The 25,732-nt window shown below is 64.9% G+C and carries 19 protein-coding genes and 1 riboswitch; of the genes, 11 read left to right on the forward strand and 8 right to left on the reverse strand.

Annotation, left to right across the window (positions count from 1 at the left end; all coding sequences use genetic code 11):
* Window positions 1-147: 147 nt before the first annotated feature.
* The 4 genes from infA to trxB form a co-directional block, all read right to left on the reverse strand.
* Entirely contained in the window at window positions 148-366 is a 219-nt protein-coding gene (gene infA, locus FLG15_RS09995) for a translation initiation factor IF-1 (protein WP_002813418.1), read from the reverse strand.
* An 80-nt stretch (window positions 367-446) separates the two neighbouring features.
* Window positions 447-1,196: a leucyl/phenylalanyl-tRNA--protein transferase gene (gene aat / locus FLG15_RS10000; RefSeq protein ID WP_057678135.1), complete on the reverse strand. Its 750-nt coding sequence runs from the start codon at window positions 1,194-1,196 to the stop codon at window positions 447-449.
* A 265-nt stretch (window positions 1,197-1,461) separates the two neighbouring features.
* Window positions 1,462-2,580, reverse strand: a complete 1,119-nt coding sequence (locus tag FLG15_RS10005) for a GNAT family N-acetyltransferase (RefSeq protein WP_039588113.1) — start codon at window positions 2,578-2,580, stop codon at window positions 1,462-1,464.
* Between the two features lie 57 nt (window positions 2,581-2,637).
* Window positions 2,638-3,606: a thioredoxin-disulfide reductase gene (gene trxB, locus FLG15_RS10010; protein ID WP_039569853.1), complete on the reverse strand. Its 969-nt coding sequence runs from the start codon at window positions 3,604-3,606 to the stop codon at window positions 2,638-2,640.
* Between the two features lie 283 nt (window positions 3,607-3,889).
* Between trxB and FLG15_RS10015 the strand changes: the two genes are divergently transcribed.
* From FLG15_RS10015 to lolA, 3 genes are all read left to right on the forward strand, one after another.
* On the forward strand, window positions 3,890-6,247 hold the full coding sequence (locus FLG15_RS10015; protein WP_017158316.1) for a DNA translocase FtsK: 2,358 nt from the start codon (window positions 3,890-3,892) through the stop codon (window positions 6,245-6,247).
* 148 nt (window positions 6,248-6,395) lie between these two features.
* Window positions 6,396-8,324 carry a DUF3857 domain-containing transglutaminase family protein gene (locus FLG15_RS10020; protein ID WP_057678134.1) on the forward strand — a complete coding sequence of 643 codons (1,929 nt, stop codon included), beginning with the start codon at window positions 6,396-6,398 and terminating at the stop codon, window positions 8,322-8,324.
* A gap of 64 nt (window positions 8,325-8,388) precedes the next feature.
* Window positions 8,389-9,060: an outer membrane lipoprotein periplasmic chaperone LolA gene (lolA, locus tag FLG15_RS10025; RefSeq protein WP_057678133.1), complete on the forward strand. Its 672-nt coding sequence runs from the start codon at window positions 8,389-8,391 to the stop codon at window positions 9,058-9,060.
* A 125-nt stretch (window positions 9,061-9,185) separates the two neighbouring features.
* On the opposite strand, the gene xopZ is transcribed toward lolA, so the two are convergent.
* Window positions 9,186-13,421 carry a XopZ family type III secretion system effector gene (gene xopZ / locus FLG15_RS10030; RefSeq protein WP_057678132.1) on the reverse strand — a complete coding sequence of 1,412 codons (4,236 nt, stop codon included), beginning with the start codon at window positions 13,419-13,421 and terminating at the stop codon, window positions 9,186-9,188.
* Window positions 13,422-13,586: 165 nt separating this feature from the next.
* Here xopZ and FLG15_RS10035 point away from each other — a divergent pair, with 165 nt between their 5' ends.
* Entirely contained in the window at window positions 13,587-14,960 is a 1,374-nt protein-coding gene (locus tag FLG15_RS10035) for a replication-associated recombination protein A (protein ID WP_150146006.1), read from the forward strand.
* Window positions 14,961-14,962: 2 nt separating this feature from the next.
* Window positions 14,963-15,031: riboswitch (Fluoride riboswitch) on the forward strand.
* A gap of 108 nt (window positions 15,032-15,139) precedes the next feature.
* A complete protein-coding gene (crcB, locus tag FLG15_RS10040; protein WP_039569841.1) occupies window positions 15,140-15,541 on the forward strand; it encodes a fluoride efflux transporter CrcB in 402 nt (133 codons plus the stop codon).
* Window positions 15,542-15,900: 359 nt separating this feature from the next.
* On the opposite strand, the gene FLG15_RS10045 is transcribed toward crcB, so the two are convergent.
* The 3 genes from FLG15_RS10045 to FLG15_RS10055 form a co-directional block, all read right to left on the reverse strand.
* Window positions 15,901-17,106 (reverse strand): acetyl-CoA C-acyltransferase, encoded by a 1,206-nt coding sequence (locus FLG15_RS10045; protein WP_003482893.1) that lies wholly within the window; start codon window positions 17,104-17,106, stop codon window positions 15,901-15,903.
* A gap of 156 nt (window positions 17,107-17,262) precedes the next feature.
* Window positions 17,263-19,635 carry a 3-hydroxyacyl-CoA dehydrogenase/enoyl-CoA hydratase family protein gene (locus FLG15_RS10050; protein ID WP_150146009.1) on the reverse strand — a complete coding sequence of 791 codons (2,373 nt, stop codon included), beginning with the start codon at window positions 19,633-19,635 and terminating at the stop codon, window positions 17,263-17,265.
* Window positions 19,636-19,659: 24 nt separating this feature from the next.
* On the reverse strand, window positions 19,660-20,292 hold the full coding sequence (locus FLG15_RS10055; protein ID WP_039569836.1) for a TetR/AcrR family transcriptional regulator: 633 nt from the start codon (window positions 20,290-20,292) through the stop codon (window positions 19,660-19,662).
* A gap of 217 nt (window positions 20,293-20,509) precedes the next feature.
* Between FLG15_RS10055 and ndk the strand changes: the two genes are divergently transcribed.
* The 6 genes from ndk (at window position 20,510) to bamB (ending at window position 25,732) form a co-directional block, all read left to right on the forward strand.
* Window positions 20,510-20,935, forward strand: a complete 426-nt coding sequence (ndk, locus tag FLG15_RS10060; RefSeq protein ID WP_002812972.1) for a nucleoside-diphosphate kinase — start codon at window positions 20,510-20,512, stop codon at window positions 20,933-20,935.
* Between the two features lie 18 nt (window positions 20,936-20,953).
* Complete coding sequence (gene rlmN, locus FLG15_RS10065) at window positions 20,954-22,159, forward strand: dual-specificity RNA methyltransferase RlmN (RefSeq protein WP_057678143.1); 1,206 nt, start codon at window positions 20,954-20,956, stop codon at window positions 22,157-22,159.
* Window positions 22,160-22,169: 10 nt separating this feature from the next.
* Window positions 22,170-22,958 (forward strand): type IV pilus biogenesis/stability protein PilW, encoded by a 789-nt coding sequence (pilW, locus tag FLG15_RS10070; RefSeq protein ID WP_057678129.1) that lies wholly within the window; start codon window positions 22,170-22,172, stop codon window positions 22,956-22,958.
* Window positions 22,955-23,806, forward strand: a complete 852-nt coding sequence (locus FLG15_RS10075; RefSeq protein ID WP_057678128.1) for a helix-turn-helix domain-containing protein — start codon at window positions 22,955-22,957, stop codon at window positions 23,804-23,806. Before pilW ends, FLG15_RS10075 begins: the two co-directional genes overlap by 4 nt.
* 70 nt (window positions 23,807-23,876) lie before the next feature.
* Entirely contained in the window at window positions 23,877-24,515 is a 639-nt protein-coding gene (locus FLG15_RS10080) for a YfgM family protein (RefSeq protein WP_150146011.1), read from the forward strand.
* Window positions 24,515-25,732: an outer membrane protein assembly factor BamB gene (gene bamB / locus FLG15_RS10085; RefSeq protein WP_017158303.1), complete on the forward strand. Its 1,218-nt coding sequence runs from the start codon at window positions 24,515-24,517 to the stop codon at window positions 25,730-25,732. The genes FLG15_RS10080 and bamB overlap by 1 nt, the downstream gene beginning before the upstream one ends.

Here is a 25,732-nt window from a genome sequence, read left to right on the forward strand (position 1 = left end):
TGCGCTCCTACGTTGCCGGCACGTTGCCGAGCAGCCGGTGCGGAGCAGGGCCGTGCCTCTCGGTTGGCGCCTTTTACCGTGCGCTCAAATTGCAGACACGACAAAAAGCGGCCAATGGCCGCCTCGCGTCTGACGTACCAGGACCGCTTACTTCATGCGGTAGGTAATACGACCCTTGGTCAGGTCGTAGGGAGTCATCTCAACTTTGACCCGGTCGCCGGTCAGGATGCGGATGTAGTTCTTGCGCATACGTCCGGAGATGTGGGCGATGATTTCATGCCCGTTCTCCAGCTTGACCCGGAACGTGGTGTTGGGAAGCGTCTCGCTGACGCTGCCTTCGAATTCAATGGAGTCGTCTTTCGACATGTAATCCTGTGCAATCACGGCTGGCCCGGCAGGGCCGTAAGGGACGACATTTTACGCGCCATCTCCCCGCGGTGCAAATTTTATGTTAAGCGGGTCTCACACAGGTCGCTGGCGGCATGCTCGCCGTAACGTTGAGACCAACTACCCGGCGGTTCCGCCTGGGCAACCTGGCGTTGCACCTCGTGCAAAAAGTCAGCGCGCTGCCAGCGTTCGGCGCCCAGGCTCAGCAGGTGCGGATTTTCCACCTGCGCATCGATCAGTGGCCACCCTCGGCCATGCAGATTGGCGGACAAGGCGGCCAGCGCCACCTTGGAGCCGCCGCTTTCCCCGCTGAACATGCTTTCGCCGAAAAACATCCGGCCAATCGCGACGCCGTAGATCCCTCCAACCAGGCGCGCGCCGTCGAACACCTCGATCGAATGCGCGTGGCCTAGACGGTGCAGGGCGATATAGGCCTGCTGCATTTCCGCGCTGATCCAGGTGCCGTCCTGGCCTGGGCGCGGACTGGCGGCACAGGCGGCGATCACCTGCTCGAACGCAGTATCGGCCCGAACCGTCCAGGTGCTTGCGCGAAGCTGGCGCTTGAAGCGGGAGGACAGGCGCACGCCGTCAGTACGAAAGACCATGCGCGGATCCGGGCTCCACCACAGGATCGGTTGACCGTCCGAGTACCACGGGAAAATGCCATGCGCGTACGCGTTGAGCAGGCGCTGGGGCGACAGGTCGCCGCCGATGGCGAGCAGGCCGTCTGGGTCGCGCAGGGCCTTGCCTGCCGCCGGAAACGGCGCCGCCGGGTCGGCATCGAGCAAAAAGGGGAAGTGGCGCGCCATCCATGCAGTGTAGGGCAGCTGGCAAACCGATAGCGTGGACCACGATGCGTGCTGTGCCCCATGGTGAGTCTGCGAGCGCTGCCCGGAATTAGCGCGACCAGATGCAGGCTACGGTTCCTGCGCACAGCTCGCGTCCACCTGACGACTGCTCATGACATTTGTCGGCCGATCCAGCGTGCGTGCTGCTGGCGGGATGCGCCGCGCAGCAGGAACTACCCCGCAACGCTGCGCATTCAATCCGCCTCGCTCGTGCGCCCTGACTGGATCAACCGCGAAACGGGCTGTGCTCGGACAGTTCCCGTGCGTGCCCGGCGACTGCCTCGCGCTCGTCCGCACACCACTGTGCCAGCGGCTCGCGAAAGCCCGGGTCGGCGATCCAGTGCCTGCTGCGCACCAGGGTGGGCAGAAAGCCGCGCGCGATCTTGTGCTGGCCTTGGGCGCCAGGCTCGAAGCGGGTCAGGCCTTCGCGCAGGCAATATTCAATGCCCTGGTAGTAGCAGGTCTCGAAATGCAGTCCGGGCAGGGCTTCACCGCCCCAGTAGCGGCCGTACAACGTGTCGTGGCCGCGCAGGCAGAGTGCCCCGGCAATGGGATGGCCATCGAGGTCGGCCAGGAACATCACCAGCTGGCGCGGCATGGCCGTGGCCAGGTGCTGCAGGAACTGCGGCGTCAGCGCAGGCGAATTTCCGTATTCGTTGAAGGTCTTGAGATAGAAGCCGTACATCGCGGCCAGATCCGCATCGCTGGCCTCATCGCCGTGCACCACGCGCAGTTGCACACCGGCACGCTGCACCTTGGCGCGTTCCTGGCGAATGTTCTTGCGGTGCTTGTGATCCATCGCCGCCAGGAACGTCTCGAAATCGCTCCAGCCGCTGGCGTTGTGCCAGTGGTACTGCAGGTCGTTGCGCTCCAGCCAATCGGCATCGAAGGCGGCGTCTTCATTGGCGGGATAAAAGTTCACATGCGCCGACGACAGTCCACTGCGCTCCACCAGCTCGCGCATCGCCTTCAGCAGGTGGCCGCGCCACGTGGGCGCACCAAGCAGGCGCGGGCCGGTGACGGGCGAGTAGGGCACCCCGCACAGCCACTTGGGGAAGTATTCCTGGCCATAGCGCGCGTATGCATGCGCCCAGGCGTGGTCGAACACGAACTCGCCGTGCGAGTTGTTCTTGAGGTAGCCGGGAGCCGCGGCCACCAGGGAGTCGCCTTCCCACAAGGTCAGGTGCAGCGGGTTCCAGCCCCAGTCCGGGCGCAGGCAGCCCTCGCGTTCAAGGCCTTGCAGAAATGCATAGCTGATAAAGGGATGGGTGCCATCGTGCAGCGCATCCCAGGCGCCGGCTGGCAGCTCGTCCAGCTGACGACACCAGCGTGCGGTCATACCCACGCGGGGAGCCCTTTGGCGATGCTGGCCGCGTGGCGCGGCCGGCAATCAGGCGCCATCTCAAGCGCTCTTGTCGAGATAACGCTCGGCATCCAGCGCGGCCATGCAGCCGAAGCCGGCCGAGGTGATGGCCTGGCGGTAATGCTGGTCGGCCACGTCGCCGGCGGCGAACACGCCGGCCACCGAGGTTTCGGTCGCTGCACCGTTCAGGCCGGAACGGATCTCCAGGTAGCCGTTGTTCATTGCCAGCTGGCCATCGAACAACTGCGTGTTGGGGTGATGGCCGATCGCCACGAAGAAACCATGCGCATCGATGTCGCGGGTGCTGCCGTCGATGGTGGACTTGACCCGCACGCCGGTCACGCCGGCATCGTTGCCCAGCACTTCGTCCACCGCATGGTGCCAGACGGTCTCGATCTTGCCGGCGGCCACCTTGGCGAACAGCTTGTCCTGCATGATCTTTTCTGCGCGCAGCGTATCGCGGCGATGCACCAGGTAGACCTTGCGGGCGATGTTAGACAGGTACAGCGCCTCTTCGACCGCGGTGTTGCCGCCGCCGACGACGACCACGTCCTGGTCCTTGTAGAAGAAGCCGTCGCAAGTGGCGCAGGCGGAGACGCCACGGCCCTTGAAGGCTTCTTCGGTGGGGATGCCCAGGTACTTGGCGGTCGCGCCGGTGGCGATGATGAGTGCGTCGCAGGTGTACTCGGCGCCATCACCGATCAGCCGGAACGGGCGCTGCGACAGGTCTGCCGTGTGGATGTGGTCGAAGATGACCTCGGTCTCGAAGCGCTCGGCATGCGCCTGCATGCGGCTCATCAGGTCCGGACCCATCAGGCCATGGGGGTCGCCCGGCCAGTTGTCCACTTCGGTCGTGGTCATCAGCTGGCCGCCTTGTTGCAGCCCGGTGATGACCACCGGCTTGAGATTGGCGCGGGCGGCGTAGACCGCGGCGGTCCAGCCGGCCGGGCCGGAGCCCAGGATCAACAGGCGGGAGTGCTTGGCGGGGCTGGCAGAAGAGGCGCTCATGTATACTCGCGATCTAGGAATTGGGAGGGCAGGCGAAGTCATTCGCGCCCCCGTGGCAGCATAGAGTGGCGGTCCCCACCCGGTGAATCAAGGCGGCGCGATGGAACTGCTTGAACCGCAGATGGCATGCTCCGCTCAAACCACGTGCTCGACGCCGCCTTGTGCGGCGTTTTTCGTTGCGCGGCGCCTGGCTGGACGGGCAGGGCGCATGCAACTGCTGAAACCGTGGCTTCAGTCGTTTATTATCAAACACTAACAGCATTTTTCTAAGGTCTGGCTACAGGTGGCAAAGCAGGTTCCCGAACGCAGCAGCAAGCCCGCAGAGGGCAAATCGTCGTCGCGCAAGACGGCGGCGGCGGACAATCCGCGGCGGCAGAAGCTCTGGCGCGATCTGGCCTTGATCGCGGTGGCGCCGTTGCTGCTGTATCTGCTGGCCAGCCTGTTCACTTACTCGGCGACCGATCCGGGGTGGTCGCGCACCGGCAATCTGGTTGCGCCGATCCATAACATGGGCGGCCGATTCGGCGCCCTGGCGGCCGACGTGTTGCTGCAGCTGTTCGGGTATGTGGCCTTCCTGCTGCCGGTGCTGTTGGGGGCGGTGGCCTGGATCGCCTTGATCGGCGAGCGCGAAGAGCAAACCCAAAGCGATCTGGGGCCGGCGCTGCGCCTGGTCGGCATGGTGGGGTTCCTGATTTCCTCGACCGGCTTCCTGCATCTGCGCCTGTTCCAGGGCGAGGTGGCCGAGGCCGGCGGCATCCTGGGCAAATTGGTTGCCGGCTCGCTCAGCTCCGGCTTCGGTGCCTTGGGCGCAAACCTGTTCGTGCTGGTGCTGCTGTTGGTGTCGATCACCCTGGCGACCGGTTTGTCGTGGTTTGCGGTGATGGAGCGCATCGGCAAGTGGGTGCTGGCGCTGGGGCCGCTGATGCAGCGCAAGACCCACCAGGCCACCGAGTGGCAGCAGACCCGGGTGATGCGCGAAGAGCGCGAGGAAGTGCGCAAGGTCGATGCGGTCAAGCAGGCCAAGCGCGAGCCAGTGAAGATCGAGCCGCCGCCAGCGCCGGTGGTGGAAAAAAGCGAGCGCGCCAAACGCGACACCCAGATTCCGATGTTCCAGGGCGTCAGCACCGATGGCTCGGACCTGCCGCCGCTGGCGCTGCTGGACGACCCCAAGCCGCAGACCAAGGGCTATTCGGAAGAGACGCTGGAAACGCTGTCGCGGCAGATCGAGTTCAAGCTCAAGGATTTCCGCATCGAGGCGCAGGTGGTCGGGGCCTATCCGGGCCCGGTGATCACCCGCTTCGAGATCGAGCCGGCGCCAGGCATCAAGGTCAGCCAGATCAGCTCGCTGGACAAGGACATCGCGCGTGGGTTGTCGGTCAAGTCGGTGCGCGTGGTGGACGTGATCCCGGGCAAGTCGGTGATCGGCCTGGAAATTCCCAACGTCAGCCGGGAGATGATCTTCCTCTCCGAATTGCTGCGCTCCAAGGAATACGACAAGTCGGCCAGTCCGCTGACGCTTGCGCTGGGCAAGGACATTGCCGGCCGGCCGACCGTGGCCGACCTGGCGCGCATGCCGCACTTGCTGGTGGCCGGTACCACCGGCTCGGGCAAGTCGGTGGCGGTCAATGCGATGGTGCTGAGCCTGCTGTTCAAGGCCTCGCACAAGGAACTGCGGATGCTGATGATCGACCCGAAGATGCTCGAACTGAGCGTCTACCAGGGCATCCCGCACCTGCTGGCGCCAGTGGTCACCGACATGAAGGAGGCCGCCAACGGCCTGCGTTGGTGCGTGGCCGAGATGGAGCGCCGCTACAAGCTGATGAGCGCGGTGGGCGTGCGCAACCTGGCCGGCTTCAACAAGAAGGTCAAGGACGCCATCGACGCCGGTCAGCCGATGATGGACCCGCTGTTCAAGCCGAACCCGGAACTGGGCGAAGCGCCGCGGCCGCTGGAGACGCTGCCGTTCATCGTCATCTTCATCGACGAATTCGCCGACATGATGATGATCGTCGGCAAGAAGGTCGAAGAGCTCATCGCGCGCCTGGCGCAGAAGGCGCGTGCGGCCGGCATCCACTTGATCCTGGCCACGCAGCGGCCGTCGGTGGACGTGATCACCGGCCTGATCAAGGCCAATATCCCGACCCGCGTGGCGTTCCAGGTCAGCTCCAAGATCGACTCGCGCACCATCCTGGACCAGTCCGGTGCCGAAGCGTTGTTGGGCAATGGCGACATGCTGTACCTGCCGCCGGGCACCGCATTGCCGGACCGCGTACACGGGGCTTTCGTCAGCGACGAGGAAGTGCATCGCGTGGTCGAGCATCTCAAGGCCAGCGGGCCGGTGTCCTACGTCGAAGGCGTGCTGGACGAAGTGCAGACCATGGGCGATGGCACCGTGGTCGGTGCCACCGGCCTGCCGGAAAGCAGTGGCGGTGGCGGCGACGAATCGGACCCGTTGTACGACGAGGCTTTGCGCATCGTCACCGAGACCCGGCGTGCCTCGATTTCCGGCGTACAGCGGCGTCTGAAGATCGGCTACAACCGCGCCGCGCGCCTGATCGAGGCGATGGAAGCGGCCGGCGTGGTCAGCCCGCCCGAGCACAATGGCGACCGCACCGTGCTGGCACCGCCGCCGCCGAAGTAGGCCGGCGATGTCGTGGCGCGTTTCAGGTGCAGCTCCCGATCGGGCGCCTGCAGCAATGCCGCATTGTTGGAAGCCCGTGCCTGCCATTGCCGGGCACAGCGGCTACCCTGTGGGTAAGGGCCGCTCCGGCCCGCCGTGATCGAGACCCATGTTGCATCGTCCCTCGTTAGTGCTCCTGCTGCTGCTCTGTCTTCCGCTGCTTGCCCAGGCACAGCAACGTCCTGCACCCGCTGCCAGCGCTGCAACACGCACGCAGGCCGACACCAATTACAGTTTCGTGCGCTACCGCGCCGACTACGAGGTGCGTGCCGACGCCAGCAGCGTGGAAACCGACGAGTACGAGATCCTGCTCAAGACCAAGTCGGCCGTGGAGCAGTTCAGCCAGGTGAGGCTGAGCTATAGCGAGAAGATGGAAACGCTCGATGTGCTGCAGGCGTATACCGTCACGGCCGAAGGGCTGCGCCAGGACGTGGCGGCCGACAAGATCTATACCCAGGAAAGCTATTCCAGCGCCTCGGCAGCGATGTATGCCGACCGCAAGGTGAAAGTGGTGGTGTTCCCGAATCTGGCGCCGGGCGCGCGCATCGTGTACCGCGTGCGGCGGGCACAGAACACGCCATATTTCCCCGGTTACTTCAGCCTGTGGGAAACCTTCAGCGTCTTCGCGCAGTACGACGATGCCGTGATCACGTTGGTCGCGCCGAAGGGGCTGCCGATACATCTTTCCGCACGCGGGCTGCAGGGCAGCACCAAGCCGGTGGTGCGCGGCGACCAGGCACGCTGGGAGTGGCGCTACCAGCGCACCGCGCCGATGAAGAACCAGAACTGGAGCGCGGCGACCTGGGAGTTCAGTCCCACTTTGATGGCCAGCACCTTCGATAGCTGGTCGCAGATGGGCCTGGCGTATCACGTCAAGGGCGGGCGCGCTGCGGCGGTGACGCCGGCGATCCAGGCGCTGGCCGATGAAGTCACGCGCGGTATCGATGCCCCGCGCGCGCAGGCTGCCGCGCTGTATGCGTGGGTGGCGCGCAATATCCGCTATGTGGCGGTGTATCTGGGCAATGGCGGGCTGGAACCCAACAGCGCCGAGAGCATCCTGGCCAACCATTACGGCGATTGCAAAGACCACACCGTGATCCTGGAGGCCCTGCTTGCAGCCAAGGGGATCGCCAGCACCCCGGTGCTGATCGGGGCGGAGGGCGGACCGACCTTGCCGCAGATCCCGGTACTGGGCCGCTTCAACCACGCCATCACCTACATTCCTGCATTCGATCTGTACGTGGACTCGACCAACCCCTACGCGCGCTTCGGCCAGCTGCCAGCAGGCGATCTCGGCGCGCCGGTGGTGCATACGCGCGATGGCAAGGTGACGCAGACGCCGCCGAACGACCGCAAGGTCAATCGCTATGTCGCCCGCACCGAATACCGCTTCACGCCGCAGGGCGACCTGCAGGGCACCACCACGCTCGACAGCGGGCAGACCGGCGAAGTGGGCTTGCGCGCGATGTTCGTGCAGCTCAATGCGCAAAATCGCAACCGGATCGAAGAGTCGATCCTTGCCCAGTCCGGTTTCGACGGCACCGGCGATCTGCTGATCCAGGGCGACCCGCTGGATCTGGATGCACCGTTCAACTACCGCTACACCTTCCAGGCCAAGGACGCGGTGGATTTCTCGGTGGTCGGCGGCATGACCTTGCCGGATATGCCGGGTGCCGAATCGACACGCGCCATCTACACCACCACATCGGCCGAAAACAATCTGACCCCGTTCTACTGCAACGACAGCGTGCGCGAGGAAACCTACGTGGTGAGCTTTCCCGAGACGGTACCGATCATCGCCATTCCGCGCAGCAGCACCTTTCGCAATGCCGCCGGCCAATACGCGGTTGAGTGGACACGGCAGGGGCAGACGGTGACCGCCGTGCATCGCCTGCAGCGTGCCGCCGTGCGCGGGCCACAGGCGTTGTGCCAGCCGCAGGATTACCGCGCCTTTCGCGAGCTCTACCAACAGGTGCGGCGCGGGTTTCGCGGACAGATCGTCTATGGCGATCTGTCCAGGGTGCAGACGGCGCAGTGAGGCGAAGTGCCGCGCACATGCCGCCATCTGAACACGTCGTGCGATAGCGCTCGCCCATTCATCTATGAAGTATCAGAATCCACGCATGTCCTTCTGGAAGACCGCGATGCATCGCCAGCTCCGTTACGCCGTCCTTGCCACTGCTCTGTTCGCCGGCACCGCGTTTGCCGGTGCGCGCCAGGAGCTGGATACCTTCACGCGCGGATTGAAGGGTCTGGATGGGCAGTTCAACCAACGGGTGACCGACGCCAATGGCCGGGTCAAGGAAACCTCGAGCGGGCGGGTCGCACTGGCAACGCCGCGCCAGTTCCGTTGGGAATATGCCAAGCCCTACAAGCAGTTGATCGTGGCCGATGGCAAGAAGGTCTGGGTGTTCGACCCCGATCTGGAGCAGGTCACCGTGCGCGCACAGGGCAGCGAAGAGCAGAACAGCCCGCTGGTCGCATTGATCGACCCGGCGCTTCTGGACAAGAAGTACGACGTCAGCGAAGAAGCCACGCCACGCGACGGCCTGCAATGGTTGTCGCTGACGCCCAAGGTGGACACCGACGCCAGCTTCCAGATCGCCTCGCTGGGGTTCGGCAAGGATGGCCTGGCCCGGATGGAAGTGGTGGACGCGGTCGGCCAGCGCACTGCGATCAGCTTTAACGGCTGGAAGCGCAATCCGGCCTTTGCCGCAGACACCTTCCGCTATACGCCGGCCAAGGGCGTGGATGTGGTGGGCGACGCGCAATAGAAGCGTCTGCGGGCGCGCGCGATGAGGCAGGGGTGAAGCATGGTGCAGCGAGCGGCTGTGCCTGCGAGGGCGCGGCAGTGGTCGTGACCTGAGCGATGCACCCGCACAAGCGCGATGCCGGCGCGCTACGGGACTGGCTCGTACGGGATCCATTGACCAACCGTCCGCATCGCCTCCGCTGCCTGGTTGGTCTGGCGTTTGATGAAGAAATCGATGCCTCGCTCGCGCTGGCGTTTGCCTTTTTCGCGCAGGATCAGGATGGTCGGTTCCCAGATGCTTGGGTGGCTGATCAGCGCATCGAAGGCGCGATCGGCTTCCGCCGCTTGCGCGTCGCATCCGGCGACGCGCAATAGCTGGGCCTGCGCGCGCAATGCGTCCAGGTGCGGTGCAGCCTCTGCCTGCAATACCCAGTCCACGATCAGCGAGGCGAACTTGTTGTCTTGCATGTGGAGGCGGACCCGGTCGATGAAGTCCTGCAACTGGCGCTCGGCCACCATGTAGAGCCGCTGGTCGTCGACCTTGCCCTGCAGTTTGGAGATTCCGTAGTGGGTCCATAACTGCCAGTTGCGCTTCACTTCGCGTTCGAAAGAGGCGAAGTTGAAGAATTCGAAGCCACGATCCGTGCGCACAGGATCGATTTCGTTGTTGAACATCCACAAGGTGGAGAAGGTATTGCTGCCGGCCGAGTGCAGTTCCCTGCTGTAGCCGAGCTCCAGGGTGGCCAGGGACAGCCGCGCCACTGGCGTGGGCGGCGTATTGCCGGTGCTTGGGTGCGTCCACTGCTGGGCGACGACACTGGCCGATGCGCGCCCTGCGATCTCTACCCTGGATTGCGCGCTTGAGTCCTTCAGCACCATCGTCATGTAGCCTTCGATCGGCGTTTGCGAACGGGAGGTTTCCCGCCGCGCTTTCACGCCGAGCGACGCCCCCAGGGTGGCGCGACGCGGTCGGTCGTCCATGTTTCCCACGCGCACGCCGGCTGCGACGCTGAGGCTGGATTCGGTGGCCGAAGCCTGGCGCTCGGCACGGCCGATCAAGCCAACGGTGATGCTGGGGTGGTGCGCCAGCAGCTCCCCCAGAAAGTCGCGCTCGCTCAACTGGCCCGCATCGCCGCCGGATTGCTCGGCCAGTTGCAGCAAGTGTTCGAACATGGCGAGGAATTGCGCGCGCTGTTCCAGCTCCTGGCCCTTGCCCCGCCGTGGTACGCGGATTTGCACGCCATGCTCGATACCCGATTCCTTTTTCATGCGCCACTCGGCTGCGCCTGTGATGCCCACCGGTGCATGTTCGGTGCCCGGCAGCAGCACGCCCGCGCTCATGCCGGTAGTAGCGTTGAACTGCCGCGCCTTTTGCCGCCCGATCTGCAGCGACAGCCCGGTTCGCCCCATGTAGATCTCCACCGAGCGATCGGAACTGGTCTGGCCGCCGGCGGCGAGTTTCAGTCCCAGGCCGCTGGGAATGATCGCAAGCGCGGCCGACAGCGGCGCCGTATTGAGCCCGATCACCCGTTGTTCGGTGAGACGCAGCTTGTCGCGCCATTCCAGCCGTTCCATCAGGTTGCGCAGGCATTCGAACAGCGCACGCGGCGATCTGACGCGGGAGGTGTCGCCCTCGTGCAGAAGACGACTGGCATGACCAATGGCCCGATGAAAGTGGTTGCGCGCGTCCGACGCAAGATCTTCAGCCAAGGGCGCTGCACCCACCGGCAGCTCGCTCGGCTGTCCGGCGTGGTCGAGCAGCCCGCGCTGGATCAGACGCAGCGTTTCCGGCAGACGCAGGCGGCCCGCGCGCACAGCAACCCAGGCGGACGCGATCGCCGGATGGCACGCCGCCGGCTGCAGATCGTCGGTCGCGCTCACCGAGGCCGCCACCGAGCGCTGAAGTTCCTGGGCACGCCGTTCGATCGTGCCCAGCACCTTGGCAGTGAAGGTCAGGTTGGCCGCGTTCTGCTCGTGTGGGAGCCATTGCGCGTATTCCAACAGCGCCTGCATCGCCAACTCGTCCTGCGACGGCATTCGCCCGCCCGCCAGCTGGATCTGGCGGCGCGCGACGAGCCAGCTGGTCAGGTGGCCGGCCGCCTCGCGAAAAGCGTCGTTGGCACGTCGCATGGCGGTGGGAAGCGCTTCTGAGGCGCCGACCTTCATTCCCAGCTCAAGTGCATTGAAGGGATTGAGGGCGCGCTTTCCGCGCCTTCCGCTGCCTGCTGCCGCCCACTGCGCAAACATCTGCAGGCATGCGTTGACGCGGGCATAGGGTGAGCCTGCCGCGGTGGTTTCGTAGCCATTGCGGAATGCGTGGAACGCGCTGCGCTGGGCATCGGTTGCAGACTGCAGGCCCTGCAGCGGCGAATCTCCGTGCACGGCGTGGCGCGCTCCCATTTGCGCATCGCCCAGCCAGGTGCGTTGCGCCTGTTCTGCGTCCGGCGTCAGTGCAAGCCGGTGGCTGGCACGCAGGTGGACCTGCGCCGCCTCCAGCCATTCCCTGGAAGGGGGCGTGGGCTCTTCGCGCAGCATGTGCGAAAGAACCTGCATGCCGCGCGGAACGCTGGCCAATAGGCCGACGCAGGCCGTGACCATCTCCATCGGCGGGACCGCCTCGGCAGCGGTGGAGACCTGTGGCGGCGGAATCAGCGCACGCAAGTGCACCACGCTCAGGCGTTGCAGCACGTCGGCCGCTGCCGTGGCATCGCCCCCGCTGGCGATCGCCAAGACGTGCAGGGCAATGCGCAACGTGTCGACCGGCTGCAAGGCGTCGCTCCCGAACGCAGCGCTGCGGCCATGCAGGCCGTCAGCCCAGGCGCGCAGAACCTGTCGACTCACGGGGTCGATGGTGTCCTCGCGAAAGCCGGGTAGGGCGTCGAGTAGGGCCTCCATGGTGTCGGCGGCGATATCGGCAGCGACGGGCCGGGCCTCATCGGCCGGCGGCTGTGCGGCTGCCTGTTGCACCACGCGTTGCATGTCGTCGTTCGCAGCTTCCAGCGTGCTGACCGTCTGTTCGTGCAGCCACAGCTCCCTGGTGTTGATCCGCGACGAATGCCGCGCCTGCTGCAGTTTTGCGTCGACCTGGGCGAGGCGCTGCTGTAGGCGCTGCGCATGCCGCTGGCAACGCTTGGCATGCTGGCGCTGCAGGTTCAGCATGTTCGCGTTGCGCCCCAGTCGTGTGCGCAGTGCCTCGATTTCTCGCTTCCGCTCCGCAGCAAGGTGCGAGCCGAGCGTGCGAGATGCCGGCTTGTTGGCAGAGCTACTTGCTTGATCTGACTGCAACGCATTGCGTGCTTGCGCATACGCGCTTTGCAATCGATCGATCTGCGCGTTGGCTTTCGCAAGTGCTGGCTCTGCGTGTGCTGCCTGTGCCGAGCCACGGACGAAAAAGACCGTTTTGGCCAGCGCATCGCCGCGCGCGCGCGCCTGTTGCACTGCATGTTCGAGCTGGGTGCAGACGCGCTGCAGCTGTGCGCGATCGATGTCCTGCGGCGCGTTGGCCGAGGATGAGACCGCGTGCGCTGCGACAGCGCGCGACGGCTGATCGCCCGGTGGCGCGTTCAATGCCGCGCGTGCGCCGAGGATGTCCGACTCGAGATCGTGGATCGCGGCAGCCACTGCTTCAGTCTGCACATTGCATCCGTGCAGCTGTTGCAACAGGTCCGCACGTTCGCGCGTCAGCGCGTTGATGCTGTCGCTGAGGTTGGCGGCGCGACGGGCCCTCAGGGCCAACTGCTCGCGTGCAGCCTGTAGCGTTTGTGCATGCGCGTAGGTCAGTTCGTCCTGGCGACGCCGGCAGATGCGTGCGGCCAGGTCGTCGTTGGATTGCTCCAGGCGGGTGATCAGCGCGTCATTGAGATGCTCGGTGGCATTGGGCAGCAGCGCGGATGCGCGCAGGTCACGGGCGACGTTGGCGTTGCGATCCGCTGGGCCGGCTGGTGTGTCCCGCTCGTACTGCACCGAGCAATAGCGCAGCAGGGCCGTGTGTGGTTCTGGCGAGCCGCTACTGAGCCCCAATCGCTCTGCAGCCTTCCTGCAGGCGCGCGGGAGAGCGTGTTTGCGTTTGGGAGCGGCTTTCAATCCGGGTTCGAGGTTGCTTGGCTGTCTTGCTTGCTCAAGCAGCGTCGCGGACCAACCCAGCGGGTCTTGCTGTGCCTGGATCAGTTCCGCCTCGAACGCGCGTGGGTCCGGAGTCGCCAGTTTGTTGTGCGTCTGCCGCCGCGCAGAAGGCTTGGAGGGATGCGAGATGGTCTCGGCCATCCCTGGAAGGCAAGCGGTGATGACGGAGGGGCGAAGCGGAATGCGGGGCATGGTGGAATCCGTGCACTGGACGTGCCGCTTGCGCTGGCGCAGCGCGTGGTTGATGCGGGATGCCGGCACGCGATTGCGGTCACTCGTTACTGAGTAACAGTATGTCGCTGCGCAGTTTATGCATTGCACGCGCGCGAAGTGGTCGCTTGGAAAGAGAACGTCGTTGCCTCTGCCAGCGCTGGCCGGACACTGCGTTGTGGAACGTCCATCAGGCGCAGGCGGTAGAATGAAGGGGTGAGCAAAGCCAAACGTCCCGACTCGATCACACCCGATCTGCTGCATGTCGATCGCAGCGCCATGGGCCCCTTGGCAGAGCGGATGCGGCCGCGCACGCTTGACGAGATGGTGGGCCAGAAGCGATTGCTGGCGCCAGACAGCGCCTTGCGGCGCGCGGTCGAATCCGGGCGTGTGCACTCCATGATCCTGTGGGGACCACCGGGATGCGGCAAGACCACGTTGGCCTTGTTGCTTGCGCACTACGCCGACGCCGAATTCAAGGCGATCTCGGCCGTGCTCTCCGGCTTGCCGGACGTGCGGCAGGTGCTGGCAGAGGCGGCGCAGCGTTTTGCCGGCGGGCGCCGCACCGTGTTGTTCGTCGACGAGGTGCATCGCTTCAACAAGGCGCAGCAGGATGCGTTCTTGCCGCATATCGAACGCGGCACGATTCTGTTCGTCGGTGCGACCACTGAAAACCCGTCCTTCGAGTTGAACTCGGCGTTGCTGTCGCGCTGCCGCGTGCATGTGCTGGAAGGCGTGTCGCCGCAGGATATCGTCGAAGCCCTGCAGCGTGCCTTGCGCGATGCGGTGCGCGGCTTGGGGGCGGAGACGATCCAGGTCAGCGAAGCGTCGCTGCTGGAAATCGCCAGCGCCGCCGACGGCGATGTGCGTCGGGCACTGACGCTGTTGGAAATCGCGGCGGAACTGGCGGCGGGCGAAGGTGGCGAGATCACGCCGCAGACGTTGCTGCAGGTGCTGGCCGACCGCACGCGCCGCTTCGACAAGAACGGCGAGCAGTTCTACGACCAGATTTCGGCGTTGCACAAGTCCGTACGCAGCTCCAACCCGGATGCAGCGCTTTACTGGCTGACGCGCATGCTCGATGGCGGGTGCGACCCGGCGTATCTGGCGCGTCGGTTGACCCGCATGGCGATCGAGGACATCGGCCTGGCCGATCCGCGCGCGCAGAGCATGGCGCTGGAAGCCTGGGACATCTACGAGCGCCTTGGCAGCCCGGAAGGCGAATTGGCATTCGCACAGCTGGTGCTGTACCTGGCCAGCACTGCCAAATCCAACGCCGGCTATGCTGCCTTCAATCAGGCCAAGGCCGAAGTGCGCGCCACCGGCACGCAGGAGGTGCCGCTGCATTTGCGCAACGCACCGACCAAGCTGATGGAGACGCTGGGCTACGGCCAGGATTACCAGTACGACCATGATGCCGAGGGCGGCATTGCGCTGGATCAGACCGGCTTCCCGGATGTGATGGGCGAGCGCGTGTACTACAACCCGGTGCCGCGCGGGATGGAGATCAAGCTGAAGGAAAAGCTCGATCGGCTGCGCGAGGCGCGCGCGCAGGCAAGGGCTGACAAGGCCGGCAAGCCCACGGCATAATCGGCCGCACAGGAGATGGCATTCCTCCTCGAACCGCACGCACCCTGCGCGCTGATGATGCCTGCCCACCCCGCCGGGGCGGCAGGCCTGTGCCCCGGCATCGCTCTTGACTCTGGAAGGATGACGCCGATGTCGCACACTTTTTTTTCGAAGCCACGTTCTGGTCGCGGGGCGCGCGCATGAACGCACCGGTGTGGTGGCAGCAGCTGTTGCTGGCGATGACCGGTGGCGCACTGGGGTCGGGCTTGCGTTTTGCGATCGGTGCCTCGTTGATCCAGCGCTTCGGTACCGGCTTCCCGTGGGGAACGCTGACGGTGAACCTGCTCGGGTCGTTCGTGGCCGGCGTGTTGCTGGTCTGGCTGGATGCACGCGGGCCGTCGAGCTGGCCGCTGCGGGCCTTGTTGATCGTTGGCGTGATCGGTGGGCTGACCACGTTTTCGTCGCTGATGATGGAGTGCCTGGTGTTTGCGCGCAGCGACCGCTCGACGATGATCGGCATCTACCTGGCGGTGACGCTGGTGGCTGGGCTGGCATTGGTGTTTGCCGGTGCGCGCGCCGGACAGTGGCTGGTTGCTCGATAGGCTGCGGCCCGTGTCCTGGCGGCGGTAGCGCGAGGTCGGCAAATGTGCAGCGGTGCCTTGCTGCGTCGGGTCGCCTGGCACCCGTGTGCTGAGTTTGCTGCGTGCCAACAACGCAACCGTCGCTGCAAGGCAGTCTGATTGGCAGTCTGTGGCGGCGGCACGTCGATGCCCCCGCTGCCGATGTGCGCCTGGCGCCTTTGGCCGATACGCAGCACGAATCTTTCGCTGCAGCGCGAATTGGCTGTTCGTCAGCACCGAGCAGAACGGACGAAGGCGTGCTTGCGCACGCCTTCGTTGACCGCTTGATCTGCAGCACGCCAGCGGCAGCGCCGCCGATCCCGCATTGCCAGGCTCAGGCCTTACAGCGCTTCGATGATGCCCGCAGCGCCCATGCCGGTGCCGATGCACATGGTGACCATGCCGTACTTCTGCTGGCGACGGCGCAGGCCATGCACCAGCGTGGCAGCACGGATTGCGCCGGTGGCGCCCAGTGGGTGGCCGAGGGCGATTGCGCCGCCCAACGGATTGACCTTGGAGGGGTCCAGCTCGCTGTCGCGGATCACGGCCAAGGCCTGTGCGGCGAAGGCTTCGTTGAGTTCGATCCAGTCCAGCTGGTCCTTGGTCAGCCCGGCTTGCTTGAGCGCCTTGGGGATGGCGGCGATCGGGCCGATGCCCATGACTTCCGGGCGCACGCCGGCCACCGAGAAGCTGACAAAACGCGCAAGCGGGGTGAGGCCGTAATCCTTGATTGCCTGCTCGGAGGCCAGCAGCACCGCACCGGCGCCATCGCTCATCTGCGAGGAATTGCCGGCGGTGACGCTGCCGCCGAACTGGCCGTTGCGGAACACCGGGCGCAACTTGGCCAGGCCCTCGAGCGAGCTGTCCGGACGCGGGCCTTCGTCGGTGTCGACCAGGCGCTTGCGCAGGGCGATCACATTGCCGGCTAGGTCGGGCTGGTGCGAGTGGATTTCGTACGGGCTGATTTCGTCGCGGAACTCGCCGGCGGCAATCGCCGCGATCGCTTTCTGGTGCGAGGCCAGCGCGAACGCATCCTGGTCTTCGCGCGACACTTTCCACTCTTCTGCGACCTTCTCGGCAGTGATGCCCATGCCGTAGGCAATGGCCACATGGTCGTCGGCGAACACGCTTGGCGACATCGCCACCTTGTTGCCCATCATCGGCACCATCGACATCGACTCGGTGCCGCCGGCCAGCATCAGGTCGGCATTGCCCAGCCGGATCTGGTCGGCGGCCATGGCAATGGCCTGGATGCCGGACGAACAGAAGCGGTTGATGGTCTGGCCGGCCACCGAATTGGGCAGGCCCGCCAGCAACACGCCGATGCGCGCCACGTTCATGCCTTGCTCGCCTTCGGGCATGGCGCAGCCGATGATGGCGTCGTCGATGCGCGAGGTATCGATGCCCGGCGCCTGCGCGACCACGGCGCGCAGCACGTGCGCCAGCATGTCGTCTGGACGGGTATTGCGGAACACGCCCTTCGGCGCCTTGCCGACCGGCGTACGCGTGGCGGCAACGATGTAGGCTTCTTGGATCTGCTTGCTCATTTGGCTATCTCCGATAGCCGGGAATGGGGAGTGGGGAATCGGGAATCGCAAGTGCGGATTCGCCTGAGTTCGCCATCTTCATCACCCGGCAGATAATTGGGAGAAGCGGGGAGTCGGTTGGGCTTTTACCCATTCCCGATTACCCACTCCCGATTCTCAGTTCCTGAGTGGCTTGCCGGTCTTGAGCATGTGCCCAATCCGCGCCTGGGTCTTTTCCTGCTGGGCCAGTTCGACGAAGTGCTTGCGCTCCAGCTTCAGCAGCCACTCTTCGTCGACCAGTGCGCCGCGATCGACTTCGCCACCGCAGACCACCGTGGCGATGCGGCTGGCGATTTCGTAGTCGTATTCGCTGATGAAGCGGCCTTCCAGCATGTTGACCAGCAGCATCTTGAAGGTGGCGATGCCGACGTCGCCGGCGACCTGGATGCGGCGTGCCGGCAGCGGCGCGCGGTAGCCACCCTCTGCCAGTGCGCGCGCTTCGGCCTTGGCGATGTGCAGGCTTTCGTAGCTGTTGAACACCACCTTGTCGGTGGCGCGCAGCAGGCCCAGTTCCTTGGCATTGACGGCCGAGTTGGAGACCTTGGCCATTGCCACGGTCTCGAAGGTCTTCTTCAGCTCGGCAAACACATCGCCGCCCGGACCTGCGGCGATCGAGGCACGCACCGCGATTTCCTTCAAACCACCACCAGCCGGCAGCAGGCCGACGCCGGCTTCGACCAGGCCGATGTAGCTCTCCAGCGAGGCCACGGTCTTGGCACTGTGCATCTGGAATTCGCAGCCGCCGCCCAGCGCCAGGCCACGCACGGCCGAGATCACCGGCACCTGCGCGTACTTGATGCGCTGGCTGGTGGCCTGGAAATTGGCGACCAGGGCTTCGAACGCATCGACCTTGCCGGCCTGCAGCAAGCCCAGCGCGCCGGCCAGATCGGCACCGGCCGAGAAGGGCTCCTTCTGCTGCCAGATCACCAGACCGGCGAAATCCTTCTCCGCGCGGCCCACCACTTCCTGCAGGCCATTGAGCACATGGTCGGAGACGGTGTTCATCTTGGTCTTGAAGCTGACCACCGCGATGTCGTCGCCGTCGTGCCACATGCGCACGCCGTCGTTCTCGAACACCGTCTCGCCCGGCGAGAACTGCTCGCCCAGCAGCGGATCGGGAAAGCGCTGGCGCTTGTACACCGGCAACGCGGAGCGCGGCAGCTTGGCGTCACGCGCCGGGCTGTACGAGCCTTCGGCGCCATGCACGCCATCGCGACCGTCGAACACCCAGTTCGGCAGCGGCGCGCTGCTCATGCTCTTGCCGTTGGAGATGTCTTCGGCAATCCACTGCGCCACCTGCTTCCAGCCCGCGGCCTGCCAGGTTTCGAACGGGCCCAGCGACCAGCCGTAGCCCCAGCGGATTGCCAGGTCGACGTCGCGTGCGGTCTCGGCGATATCGGCCAGGTGGTAGGCGCTGTAGTGGAACAGGTCGCGGAAGGTGGCCCACAGGAACTGCGCCTGCGGGTGCTGGCTTTCGCGCAGCTTGGCGAACTTCTCGGCCGGGTTCTTGATCTTGAGGATCTCGACCACTTCCGGCGCGGCGCTACGATCGGCCGGGCGATAGTCCTGCTTCTCCAGATCGACAACCACGATGTCCTTGCCGACCTTGCGGAAGATGCCGGCACCGACCTTCTGGCCCAGCGCGCCCTTGGCGATCAGCGCATCCAGCCACTTGGGTGATTTGAAGTACTGGTGCCACGGATCGTCGGGCAGGGTGTCGCCCATGGTCTTGATGACGTGCGCCATGGTGTCCAGGCCGACCACATCTGAGGTGCGATAGGTGGCCGACTTGGGCCGGCCAACCAGCGGGCCGGTCAGCGCATCGACTTCGTCGAAGCCCAGGCCGAATTCCTGCGTGTGATGGATGGTGGACAGGATCGAGAACACGCCGATGCGGTTGCCGATGAAGTTCGGCGTGTCTTTGGCATACACCACGCCTTTGCCGAGCGTGGTGACCAGGAACGCTTCCAGGCCTTCCAGTACGGCCTTGTCGGTGCCCTTGGCCGGAATCAGCTCGGCCAGGTGCATGTAGCGCGGCGGGTTGAAGAAGTGCACGCCGCAGAAGCGGTGGCGCAGCTGCTCAGGCAGCACGTCGGAGAGCTTGTTGATGCCCAGGCCGGAGGTGTTGGACGCCAGCACGGCATGATCGGCCACGAACGGGGCGATCTTCTTGTACAGGTCCTGCTTCCAGTCCATGCGTTCGGCGATCGCTTCGATGATCAGGTCGCAGTCGCGCAACTGTTCCAGGCCACTCTCATAGTTGGCCGGCGTAATCGCTTCTGCCAGCGCCTTGCTGGCGAGCGGGGCGGGGCTCAGCTTGCCGAGATTGGCGATCGCCTTGAGTACGATGCCGTCTTGCGGGCCTTCCTTGGCGGGCAGGTCGAACAACACGGTGTCGACACCGGCATTGGTGAGGTGCGCGGCAATCTGCGCACCCATGACGCCGGCACCGAGCACGGCGGCGCGACGGACTAGCAACGGGTTGGACATAGCGGTAGGCCTCTTGTGGAACGTTTACGGTGTGGAATGAGCGCGGAACCCAGGTTCCGCGAAACGAATGAGTTCGCGCGCCGCGCGCGCACGATGGTCGGCCTCGCTGACGCCCGCCGGCCGCTTGATGAGTCCGAAATCGGCCATGGCATAGGTCAATGCGCCGGCCAGGAAGTCCAGCCGCCAGTACAGCTCTTCCTTGCTCAAGCCCGGCACGCAGCCGGCGATGGCCTTGCCGAATTCGCGCAGCACATGCCCGTAGTGATCGGACAGGAACTTGCGCAGGTTGTCGTTCTTTTCTGCGTAGGCGCGCGCAATCACACGTACGAACGCGCCGCCGTTCTGGCGGTCCTGCGCCATGGCCAACGCCGGCTCGACGAAGGCAGCGAGCACGGCCGTGAGCTCGCCGGGCTGCGATTTCTTCGCCAGTTCCAGCTGCTGCAGGCGCGCGGCGGTCATTTCGTCCATGCGCCGACGGAACACCTCGTTGACCAGGTTTTCCTTGGAGCCGAAGTGATAGTTGACCGCTGCGATATTGACGTCGGCCTGCGTGGTGAGCTGGCGCAGCGACGTGCCGGCGAACCCGTGCTGGGCGAACAGCTCCTCGGCCGCACCGAGAATGCGGTCCTTGGTGGAGAAGTGGGCGGGCTTGGGCATGCGCGAAGACAGGACTCAATCAAACGATTGTTTGAGTCTACGGGCTCGCCTGCAAGCTGGTCATGTCGCAACGCAGCACGATTCAGGGGGCGGTGTGCAAACGAATCGTTGACGAGATAGAATTGACCATCGCAAAGAAGCCTAAGCCCGCGTTTTGTCGCGGGTTTTTTCATGATAACCTCGGGCCTTCAGTGGCCCGCCCAACGGAGAACTTCCCATGGCGCTGGAGCGCACCCTGTCCATCATCAAGCCCGACGCCGTTGCCAAGAACGTCATCGGCGAAATCTACAGCCGCTTTGAGAAGGCTGGCCTGAAGGTCGTGGCCGCCAAGTACAAGCAGCTGTCGCGTCGTGAGGCCGAAGGCTTCTACGCCGTGCATCGCGAGCGTCCGTTCTTCAACGCCCTGGTCGAGTTCATGATTTCCGGCCCGGTGATGATCCAGGCGCTGGAAGGCGAGAACGCCGTTGCCGCACACCGTGACCTGCTGGGCGCGACCAATCCCAAGGACGCTGCGCCGGGCACCATCCGCGCCGATTTCGCCGATTCGATCGATGCCAATGCCGCCCATGGCTCGGACTCGGTCGAGAACGCTGCCAACGAAGTCGCGTATTTCTTTGCTGCCACCGAAGTGGTCTCGCGCTGAGGCCGAGTGAGTCGAATCGTGAATGAGGTCGTGATCCCCTCCGTGCTGCAGGACGTTCCCGTCCCCGCATCGCCGGTGCGCAAGCAGAACCTGCTCGACCTCGATCGCGAGGGTTTGGAGCGCTTCTTCGCCGACACGCTCGGCGAGGCGCGCTACCGTGCCCATCAGGTGATGAAGTGGATCCACCATCGCTACGTCACCGATTTCGACCAGATGACCGACCTCGGCAAGGCGCTGCGTGCGAAGTTGCACCAGCATGCCGAGGTCCTGGTCCCGAACGTGGTGTTCGATAAACCCTCGGCCGACGGTACCCACAAATGGCTGTTGGCCATGGGAGCCGACGGCAAGAACGCCATCGAGACCGTGTATATCCCCGACAAGGGCCGCGGCACGCTGTGCGTGTCCTCCCAGGTCGGCTGCGGCTTGAACTGCACCTTTTGTTCGACCGCCACCCAGGGCTTCAACCGCAACCTCACCACGGCCGAAATCATCGGTCAGGTGTGGGTCGCGGCGCGCCACCTGGGTAATGTGCCGCACCAGCAGCGCCGGCTCACCAATGTGGTGATGATGGGCATGGGCGAGCCGCTGATGAATTTCGATAACGTCGTGCGCGCGATGAGCGTGATGCGCGACGATCTTGGCTACGGGCTGGCCAGCAAGCGGGTCACGCTGTCGACCTCCGGTCTGGTGCCGATGATCGACCGACTTTCCACCGAAAGCGACGTCTCGCTGGCGGTCTCGCTGCACGCGGCGAACGACGCGCTGCGCGAGAGCCTGGTGCCATTGAACAAGAAATACCCGATCGCCGAGCTGATGGAGTCGTGCGCGCGCTATCTGCGCGGCAACAAGAAGCGCGACTCGGTGACCTTCGAATATACGTTGATGAAAGGCATCAACGACCAGCCGGAGCATGCGCGCCAGTTGGCCAGGCTGATGCGGCAGTTCGACAACGCGGTGCAGTCCAAGGACGCCGGCAAGGTCAATCTGATTCCGTTCAACCCGTTTCCTGGCACGCGCTATGAGCGCTCGGGCGAGACCGAGATTCGCGCGTTCCAGAAGATACTGCTCGATGCGCAGGTGTTGACGATGGTTCGCCGCACCCGCGGCGACGACATCGACGCCGCATGCGGGCAGCTCAAGGGGCAGGTCATGGACCGTACCCGTCGCCAGGCGGAGTTCCGCCGCACATTGGAAGGGCAGGCCGATCGAGATGCGGCAGCGTGAACTTGCGTTAATGGCGGCCGTGGCGATCGCGCTGAGCGCGGTCGGTTGCGGTGGTCGCAATGCCAAGGCCGGCTCGGCCAAGAGCGTGGAAGAAGTCGCCCCGGTGTACTCGTTCCGCGACGACAAGGCCACCAAGAATCGCCTGGCTGTCCAGGAGAAATTGGGTCTGGCGCGCAATCGGCTGCAGACCGGCGATTACGCCAGCGCCGAAGATCAGGTGCGCGCCGCCTTGAAAAAAGACCCGCAGTCGGTGGATGCCATCGGTCTGCTGGCCTTGATTCAGGGCGCCAGGGGCGATACGGCGGCGGCTGGTGCGTCGTATCGGCAGGCTGCAGACCTCGCGCCGCAACGCGGCGACGTGCTGAATAACTATGGTGCCTGGTTGTGCGCCAATGGCTCGCCTGCCGAAGCGTTGACCTGGTTCGATCGTGCACTGGCCGACCGCACATATGCCTCGCCTGCGTCTGCCTTGGGCAATGCCGGCGGTTGCGCGCTCAAGGCAGGACAGCCTGAGCGCGCAGCGGGCGATCTGCGCAAAGCGCTCGATCTCGATCCAAATAATCCGTATGCGCTCGAGTCGATGGCACGGCTGGAAGCCGGGCGCCGCAATTGTTTCGAAGCCCGCGCTTTTATCGAACGCCGCCTTGCGGCTGCACCGGCAACTGCTTCCGTGTTACAACTCGCCATTCAGATTGAGCAAGGGCTAGGCGACAAGGTAGCTGCCGGCCGTTATCAACAGCGGTTGGTCAAGGAATTCCCTGACGCAGCGACCGCTACTCCCGGGGCCAATGCATTGTGATCAGTGATTCCAATCCGAACCTTTTCGAGCAGGAAAAGGGCTGCGGACAGCACTTGCGCGAAGCGCGCGAGGCAGCAGGTCTGAGTGTGGACGAAGTGGCCGGCAAGCTACGCATGCCGGCACGTGTTGTGCACGCGTTGGAGCAGGAGGACTGGCAGCGGCTGGGCGCGCCGGTGTTCGTGCGCGGGCAGCTGCGCAGCTATGCGCGCCTGTTGCAGGTCGATCTGGAGCCGCTGTTGCGGCAGGCCACCATTGCGCCGATCGAGCCGGTCAAGTTGGTCAGTCATACGCATACGCCGCGTGCGCGGCGCATTCTCGAAAGCACCGCGCGCAAGGCCATGTATGTGGTCATTACCGGCGTGTTTGCGGTACCGGTCTGGTATGCGACGCGCTCGCATCTGGATGGCAAGGCGCCAAGCACGGTGTCCTTGGACAGCATGCCGGAGTCTGCAAAGTCCGCTGCGCCAGGCAATCCAGCAACGCAGCCAGCTGCCGCGCCGCGCGAGCAGCCGGCGCCGTATATCGCGTCGATGACCCCGGTGCCGCGTGCGGCCCAGGCGCCGGCGGCGGCAGTTGCTCCCGGCGGCAGTTTGTCGCTGAGTTTCAGCGGCGACAGTTGGGTGCAGATCCTGGCACCGGATGGCAGTGCGGTCGAAAAAGCCCTGATACGTGCCGGTGAACAACGCACGTATTCGCCCGGTCAGGTGGGGCGTATCGTGCTGGGTAATGCCTCGGCGGTACAGGTTCAGCAAGGCGGCAGTATCGTCGACGTGAAACCGTTCCAGCGCGCTAACGTGGCCCGTTTTGCGGTATCCTCCGACGGCTCCGTGGTACCTGCTTCCGAGTGAAGCGGACTGCGGTTTTTCATTTATCCCTTTTGATGTTCCGCGCCTCCGGGATGACGGAGCGAGAGTACGCATGGCGATCGACGATCTGCTGGACGAACACGAACAAGGCGAACGCGTTCGTTCCTGGTTGAGAAAGAATGGCGCGGGTCTGGTGGGCGGCGTCCTGCTTGGTCTGGCACTGATCCTGGGCTGGCAGTGGTGGCAGACGCGCACCAACACCGCGTTGGTCGAGGCCAATGGCCGCTACGAGGCGGTGGTGAAGTCGATTCAGGCCAAGGACCTAGACAAGGCCGCCAAGGACATCGTGGCCCTGGACGACGGCAAGGGCGGTATTTACGCCGAGCTGGCGGCATTGCGGCTGGCCAAGGCCCAGGTCGATGCCGGCAAGAACGCCGAGGCGATCAAGACCTTGCGTGACGTGCCGGCCGAAGGCGAGCTCAAGCAGATCGTGCAGCAGCGCCTGGCGCGCGTGCTGACTGAAAGCGGCAAGCCCGACGAAGCGATCAAGCTGCTGGCCGATGCGCAGGACCACGCCAGCCTGGAGATTCGTGCAGACGCATTGGTCGCGCAGGGCAAGCCGGATAAGGCGCGAGCGCTGTACACCCGCGCCCTGACCACGGTGGAGGTGGCCTCGCCGCAACGCCGTTTGCTGGAAACCAAGCTGATGGATGTGGGCGGCAAGGTGCCCGATCCGGCGGAGCAGATTTGATGAAGCAGGTTGATATGTACAAGCGCGTTGCGTTGATTGCCGTGATGGGTGTGTCGCTGGCTGGCTGCAGCACCGTCAAGGGCTGGTTCGCCGGGAAGGATGCTGCTGCCAAGAAGGCGCAGGAACCTGCCGAGCTGGTGAAGTTCGAGCCGTCGGTCAAGGTCGAGAAGATTTGGTCTGCCGGCGTCGGCAAGGGTGAAGGGCATATCGGCGTCCGTCAGCGCCCGGCCGTGGCCGATGGCAAGGTGTATGCAGCGGCGATCACCGGTGGCGTGGAGGCGCTCGACCTGCAGACCGGCAAGCGCGTCTGGGAATACAAGCCCAAGAAGGAAGAGCGTAACGACCGCAAGTTCAAGCAGCGCCTGTCCGGTGGTCCCGGTGTAGGCGAAGGCCTGGTGGTGATCGGTAGCCTGTCCGGTGATGTGATCGCCTTGAACCAAGCCGACGGCACTGAGAAGTGGCGCGCCAAGGTACCGAACGAAGTGATTGCTGCGCCGGCCATCGCACAGAACCTGGTGCTGGTGCGTAGCAACGACGGTCGCGTGACCGCGTTCGATGCCGCAACCGGCGAGCGTCGCTGGTTCCATGCCGAAGAAGGCCCGACCTTGTCCGTTCGCGGCAACGCGCCGATCGTGACCGGGCCGGGCGTGGTGTTCGTTGGTAATGACAGCGGGACCTTGAGTGCGCTGGCGCTGCAGGACGGTCGCCCGTTGTGGGAGCAGGCCATCGGCGTGCCGGAAGGCCGTACCGAGCTGGAGCGTATGTCCGATGTGGATGGTGCGCCGGTATTGGATGGCACCACGCTGTACGCGACCAGCTTCAAGAATGAAACCCTCGCGCTGGAAGGTCCGAGCGGCCGTCCGCTGTGGACGCGCGATCACGGCGGCGCCGGTGGCGTTGGAGTGTCGTCGGCCGTGGTGGTGGTGTCCGACAATGCCGGCTCGGTGTGGGGCCTGGACAAGAGCAGCGGTGCGGCGATGTGGTCGCAGGCTGCGTTGGCGCGCCGTTCGCTCACCGGTGTGGCCATCCAGGGCGATTACGCCGTGGTCGGCGACTACAAGGGTTATCTGCACTGGCTGAAACTCAGCGACGGAGCCCTGGCCGCGCGCGCACGTGCTGGACGCGATACGCTGCTGGCGCAGCCGCAGGTGGTCGACGGCATTTTGCTGGTACAAAACACCGACGGCGATCTCACCGCCTTCCGGTTGGCACAATAA

Source organism: Xanthomonas phaseoli pv. dieffenbachiae (assembly GCF_008639345.1).
GTDB classification, from domain to species: Bacteria; Pseudomonadota; Gammaproteobacteria; order Xanthomonadales; family Xanthomonadaceae; genus Xanthomonas; species Xanthomonas phaseoli.